Raw genomic sequence first — 5955 nt, forward strand, 5'->3', positions numbered from 1 at the left:
ATCGACCTTCCTCACCCAGCCGTAGTAGAAGTATTGACGGATTTTATCCATTTTCATCCTCTGTGGTGCAGCGCTGGTCTTGCGCTGCATGAACGGCTAACGGGCAGGATAGTGGAGATTATGATATTCTAAATTTAAGTTGTGTCGTTAAAAAAGTGATCAAATACGATATGTAAGTAAACCAAACAAGATCTTTTAATAAATAAGTGAGGGTTATTATTATGATAGAAGTCCCAATAGATATCTACGTAAGGACTAAATCGTTAGATTTATGGTGGGGAATCTATGGCCTGACGACTCTAACTGGTTGGGAGGACATATTTATTTATGATAGTGATGCGGAGGATGCGAAAAGAATCGGATTTACTTGTATTTGCACGAAAAATTATCTAAGAAGCGGTCTAGAAGATCTTGAGCAAGATCCTGAAGAAAAAGAATTCGTGGAACAGATACTTAAATATCTAGAAGGTAATACAATTAAATATCATTATTGTTTTGATAACCCAACAGATGATGACTTTTATGAGTTACCTTATACTAACTTACCACTGAATTATCTCGGAGTTAAACCAAGATATATTGAAATGTGGCATCCCAACGAAGGAATTAATGAAGAAGTAATCGAAGAGTGTGTCAAAGAATTTTGTTCGAAGTTTTTTGACCTCGAAGTAAGAAACGTAAAAATGTTAGAACCAGTCTCATTTAGTGAAGTAGTTATGTCATACAGTGATCAAGTCAAACTAGTTAATGGAAATGTTGAATTAGTATTCACAGAAGACTTGATACAAAAAATGATGATAAAATTTTCAAAAGAGAGAAATGAAATCTTGGAGCTATTGAAAAAAAGTACGTGATTGTTTAACTAACGGAAACGATAGTTCAATAAAATTAGAGGCTCCATCTAAGGCATAATATAAGTCGATGGACAGTGTCTTTCGACTCATCGACTTAAGTCTCATACTATCAGTTTACATTATTGATATACTGGATTTGTATTCCAATTTGGGGGAATCGAGGAGGAGAGAAGATGAAATACGCAATATTGGGTCAATCGGGATTGCTTGTTTCTAGGCTGGCATTCGGGGCGATGACATTCGGATCAGGGAACAATCCCAGTGTATACAAAGTGGACCAAAGCGGCGCGCAGCAGCTTGTTGACCGCGCTTTAGATGCGGGCATTAATTTCTTTGATACCGCTGACGGTTATGCGGACGGGCAAAGTGAAGAGATGCTTGGACGGCTGCTCGGTTCCCGGCGCAAGGAAACCGTCATCGCTACGAAGGGCGGCTTTCGCGTCGGTCCGGGGCTCGTACAAGCAGGCTTATCCCGTAAGCATCTTTTCGAGGCTTGCGAAGCTAGTCTACGTCGCTTAAGCACTGATTACATAGATCTCTATATCGTACATAAAACCGACCAATACACACCGCTGGAGGAAACATTGGAAGCGCTAAACGATCTGGTACGGCAAGGGAAAATTCGCTATATCGGGTACTCGAATTGGCCGGCCTGGCAGGCGGCGCAGGCCGTATCGATTCAGCGTGAGCGCCGATGGGCGACCTTTATTAACGGTCAGTTATATTATTCCTTAGTTGGCCGTGACATTGAACATGAGACGGTTCCATTCGCGGTCCGAAATAAAATCGGATTAACTGTCTGGAGTCCGCTCGCTGGCGGCTTCTTGAGTGGAAAATATAGCAAAGAGAACTTGAATGACGCTCAAAACCGCTTAAGCGGTTTTGACTTTCTGCCGCATGACAAAGAGTACGGCTTCAAGATTTTGGACACTGTTCGCGAAATAGCTGGAGTATATGGAGCGACACCGGCACAAGTATCGCTGGCTTGGCTTCTGGCCCAGTCTTACATTAGTAGCGTATTGGTCGGCTCCAGTAAACTAGCCCAATTGGAAGATAATTTGCGCGCGGTAGAGCTTCAGTTGAGCACCGAAGATGTTGCGAGACTGGATGAAATAACGAGACCAGTTTCCTTGTATCCAAATTGGTTTACGGCCATGACGAATGATTCGCAAATCGCGGAAGTTCTGGGGTATTAATTGGGTGGATCGGCAAAGTATTATATTAAATTTCTTATTCGGAGAACCGTAAAATAAGGAATTGCGCTAATGGATAACGTTAGTGAAATAGCGGTTGCTTCGGCAGCCGTTTTTGTTTTCTCCGCTAAACGGGCAGTAGAGTTGAATAACTGTTAGCTTTTAAAAGCGAATTGAAGGATTTTTGTAGGTAAAATAGAATACAACTGGAATAGTTTACTAAATGAATTTAGATCCAAAATTTCTGAGTTTTTAAACCAAACATGAAAAAGGACAGAACATGATAAATAATAAAAAGATCCATATAATTGGATCAACTGGAAGTGGAAAAACATATTTAGCTAGAGAACTTTCGAATAAGCTAAATATTCCTTACTATGAACTGGATAGTGTGATGTGGAGTGGATCTGTCGAGTTTAGCGGGAAGAATCCGCCTGAAATAAGAGATAAATTATTGGAAGAAATAATAAATCAAAAAAAGTGGATTGTAGAGGGGATTTATTATAAGTGGGTTGCTCGAAGTTTTGAAGAAGCAGATTTAATTATTTTTTTAACACCCAAACCATTTAAAAGAGCTATAAGAATTATAACTAGATTTATTAAACAGAGAACTGGATTTGAAAAATCAAATTACAAACAAACATTTAAAGGCTTAGTAGATATGCTGAAATGGAATCACAAGTTCGATATTGAGAATAAGAAGAAGATAAATGAGATCTTAGAAATACATAATAAGAAAGTCATTGTAGTAAACAGCAATAAGATGCTACTACATGCAGACATATTCAACTAACGGAAAAGTTAAAGACGACGCTATTGTCCCAAATGGATGGACAAAATGGGTCATTCCAGCTTTCAAGTACGTTGTAACATGTACTCAAGATTCTTATCAAAACATTTTTAAACATATGATTGCAGAATATTTACCTCAAAACACATTATCAAATCGTTGGAGCAATTCAAGAATTTTATAATCCTAAAGATAACACAGGCGAATTGTACTTATACTTTCCAGTTGAAAAAATATAATTACTCTCTCGTTACGCTAACGGATAACAAGAGCTCAATATAAATCAGGAGAAGGCTGCCGACAGCATGAATCGGCAGCCTTCTCCGCTAATAGGCAGAATTGTTCAATACGAGACATTAAGACTATATCATTGAATATACTAAAATGTTACATTTTGTAAATGGCCATACAACTTGATTGGGTTAATTCTTAAGGGGGGTTACAGTGAATAAAATAAGAATTTATCTGATGTGCATTGCATTAGGCATTCTGATAAGTATGGGTGTTGTTTACTTGTTCCTCTCAACACCAGCAAAGTCGATCAAAATAACAGGTAATGCTATTGCATATAACGCTGAAACTCAAATTCATAAGATAACTCCCATAAAACTCGATGGTACCTATGATAAAAGTAAAAATACGTTTGTTGGAACACTGAACATGGGGGGGGGGGGCTGAGTCTAAGCATACTATAATCGCGAATGGTTTCCAGATTATAACTTATGATAATACTACTCGCACCCTTATTGGAACCGCTTATATAAATTCGGATATGACAGAAATCTCATTAGAATTAAACAGCAAGGAACTTTTAAATTTAAATACAGGAGGTTATTCTGTTATCAGCTATCCAGCAAATAATTTAACTGAAGTCGTGCAATTAAACAAAAAATTAAAGGCAAGATAACCGTATACTATGTGGATAATGAACCATTTGTCATTCCGCTAACGAGGAACGATAGTTGAATAAAAGACGCGATTTCAGCCGGCCGAAATGATTTATCATGATCAGGTGGGGCGTAATTTCTTCGATGACGGCTCCGAAGACCGGCCATAATCTCTGTAGACGCGGGAGGGACGGCGTTTCTCCGGTCGCATATACAGACTCCGAAAACTCCGATGGCGGCTGCGACGGCGGAGGCGATTAACCCCCAGTCTCATAGCTTCGTACGATCTTCACAACCGATAAGCGTTCGTTGCGGATGCACCTAGTTCCTTGAGAATGGTGTAAATCGCCCAAGCGCCGCCTCCGCTCCAATCCTCGGCACCATCTGCATTTTCCGAAAGTCGATTGCGTCGCGGTATTCCTCTGGAACGTCTGGTATCCGAAAAGAAATTAGTTTTTATTGTTGACCGGATTGCAAATAAACTGTAAAATTTTGTTAAGTGTATACTTTAAGGTAATGAACTTACTTAAAGGTAAGGGGATGATTTATCAATGATTCATCAGCTTGAATGTCCAGTGGAGACAATCATTCATGTTCTAGGCGGCAAATGGAAACCAATGATTTTATGGCATTTGATACAATCCAATAAGCGATTCAACGATCTGGAAAAGCTTATACCTGATGTATCTCAAAAAATGCTTTCACAACATCTACGGGACTTGGAACGAGAGGGCATAATCGATAGAACGGTCTACCCCACCGTCCCTCCAAAAGTAGAATATTCCCTTAGTGAATATGGCAAAACATTGATTCCTGTAGCAGAAGTCATGTGTGCTTGGGGAGAAAACCATAATAAGCGGAAATACGAAGAATCTGCTTCTTAAAGCTTGTTCAATTCATTTGCACACTAATTCAAGGACTCATAACAAAAGCTGCCACGGGATTTGCCCTGGCAGCTTTTGCTATTTACAGTCAATATTACTTTACGATTTTTGCCGTGGACCAACATGAATAACCCTTTCTGCTTAATGCTTACTTTTAAGTAAGGACCCTACATTAAAGTGGGTTCTTATCAAGATTTTTAAATAATGCTAAGCTTGAGTCAATCCAGAGATGAACTATCAGGAGTTATTAATAAAAGGAGGAAAAAATGATGAAAATTATTGTTTTCGGAGCAACAGGAAATACGGGAAGAAGAGCGCTGGAGCAAGGGGGTAAAATGGGACATGAAATGACAGCATTCGTGCGAAACTCCGAGAAGTTTTATGAACAGCAAGGAGAGCGTTCAGCAAAACATGTGAAGGTGGTCGTGGACGATATCATAAACCCAGTAAGCGTCGGCGAGGCGCTCTCGCATCAAGACGCCGCTATTATTGCTGCCGGCCATGCAGGTCAAGGAGATGAGTTCGTTCGTCTCGTTGATAACATTATAAGCCAGTGTGAAATCCACCCTAGTTTTTCCGGGAGGGTATGGGTAATGGGAGGTGCCGGGCTGCTGGATATTCCATATACTGACCTCATTGGCAACAATCTACCCGGCTTCCCGCCCGCGTATAAAAATCACAACCGGAATTTTGAACGACTCCTACAGTCTGAGCTCGATTGGTCAATTATGTGTCCGGGAACTATGATTGATTCGATAGAGCCTCCGGCGTCGGTTCATCTGCATGTGACAACGGAAACCTTGGCCATATCAATTCCGAAGACGATCAAGGAATTTTCCGAGGCCGATATAGCCGGTTACTTGTTCAGCCGGCTTCAAGAGCTGGATGTTACTTATGATGATGTCGTGAAATGCATGCTGGACCATATCGAGCTCGGAGGGCCTTTTATGAGAAAAAGGGTCGGTCTCGCTTATCAAAGCGATATTCCGGTGAGCTAAGGAGCAAGAAGGGAGATTATCAGTTTGTTTGGATGAGTCCTCGTTTTTCATATATTGGCTTTGTCATCCGACAGGTGTCTCGATAGAACTGTCGGGTGACAAAAACATTATCTCATTAATCACCGCGTAAATCGCGGTTTTTTTGTTTTATCCCATTCCCGATTTTGACAAGAACATTATCTCATTCCCGACGGAGCTATTTCTAAGTAAATGATGACGATTGCTTAGTACGGCATTCAGCTAAACATTCCTGTTAGTCCTAAGAATTGGACTTTGAAAGAAAAGGAGCGCCTCGGTATGATGGGTTTGTCAAAGGGTTTAACCCAACACCATCAAGGAGGCGCTCTTA

7 protein-coding genes are annotated in these 5955 nt (G+C 40.4%); all 7 read left to right on the forward strand.

All coding sequences use genetic code 11. The features are described 5' to 3' along the window. Positions 1 to 221 precede the first annotated feature (221 nt). Positions 222 to 854, forward strand: coding sequence for a hypothetical protein (locus AC58UU_RS39735; RefSeq protein WP_497323013.1), 633 nt, complete (start codon positions 222 to 224; stop codon positions 852 to 854). A gap of 173 nt (positions 855 to 1027) precedes the next feature. Continuing rightward, positions 1028 to 2050 (forward strand): aldo/keto reductase, encoded by a 1023-nt coding sequence (locus tag AC58UU_RS39740; RefSeq protein ID WP_497323014.1) that lies wholly within the window; start codon positions 1028 to 1030, stop codon positions 2048 to 2050. Positions 2051 to 2327: 277 nt separating this feature from the next. After that, positions 2328 to 2840: an AAA family ATPase gene (locus AC58UU_RS39745; protein WP_497323015.1), complete on the forward strand. Its 513-nt coding sequence runs from the start codon at positions 2328 to 2330 to the stop codon at positions 2838 to 2840. A gap of 441 nt (positions 2841 to 3281) precedes the next feature. Continuing rightward, positions 3282 to 3515 (forward strand): hypothetical protein, encoded by a 234-nt coding sequence (locus AC58UU_RS39750; RefSeq protein WP_497323016.1) that lies wholly within the window; start codon positions 3282 to 3284, stop codon positions 3513 to 3515. Between the two features lie 326 nt (positions 3516 to 3841). After that, positions 3842 to 3985, forward strand: coding sequence for a hypothetical protein (locus AC58UU_RS39755; protein ID WP_497323017.1), 144 nt, complete (start codon positions 3842 to 3844; stop codon positions 3983 to 3985). A gap of 290 nt (positions 3986 to 4275) precedes the next feature. Continuing rightward, positions 4276 to 4608 (forward strand): winged helix-turn-helix transcriptional regulator, encoded by a 333-nt coding sequence (locus tag AC58UU_RS39760; protein ID WP_102710951.1) that lies wholly within the window; start codon positions 4276 to 4278, stop codon positions 4606 to 4608. Positions 4609 to 4877: 269 nt separating this feature from the next. Continuing rightward, complete coding sequence (locus AC58UU_RS39765; protein WP_497323018.1) at positions 4878 to 5606, forward strand: NAD(P)-dependent oxidoreductase; 729 nt, start codon at positions 4878 to 4880, stop codon at positions 5604 to 5606. The last annotated feature ends 349 nt before the right edge of the window (positions 5607 to 5955 follow it).

The sequence above is a fragment of the Paenibacillus sp. JT22N1 genome, from assembly GCF_059692155.1.

Excerpts from the sequence above, each read along its gene's own strand:
- AC58UU_RS39735 (WP_497323013.1), top strand. The coding sequence starts at position 222 with ATGATAGAAGTCCCAATAGATATCTACGTAAGGACTAAATCGTTAGAT.
- AC58UU_RS39740 (WP_497323014.1), top strand. The coding sequence starts at position 1,028 with ATGAAATACGCAATATTGGGTCAATCGGGATTGCTTGTTTCTAGGCTG.
- AC58UU_RS39745 (WP_497323015.1), top strand. The coding sequence starts at position 2,328 with ATGATAAATAATAAAAAGATCCATATAATTGGATCAACTGGAAGTGGA.
- AC58UU_RS39755 (WP_497323017.1), top strand. The coding sequence starts at position 3,842 with ATGATCAGGTGGGGCGTAATTTCTTCGATGACGGCTCCGAAGACCGGC.
- AC58UU_RS39760 (WP_102710951.1), top strand. The coding sequence starts at position 4,276 with ATGATTCATCAGCTTGAATGTCCAGTGGAGACAATCATTCATGTTCTA.
- AC58UU_RS39765 (WP_497323018.1), top strand. The coding sequence starts at position 4,878 with ATGAAAATTATTGTTTTCGGAGCAACAGGAAATACGGGAAGAAGAGCG.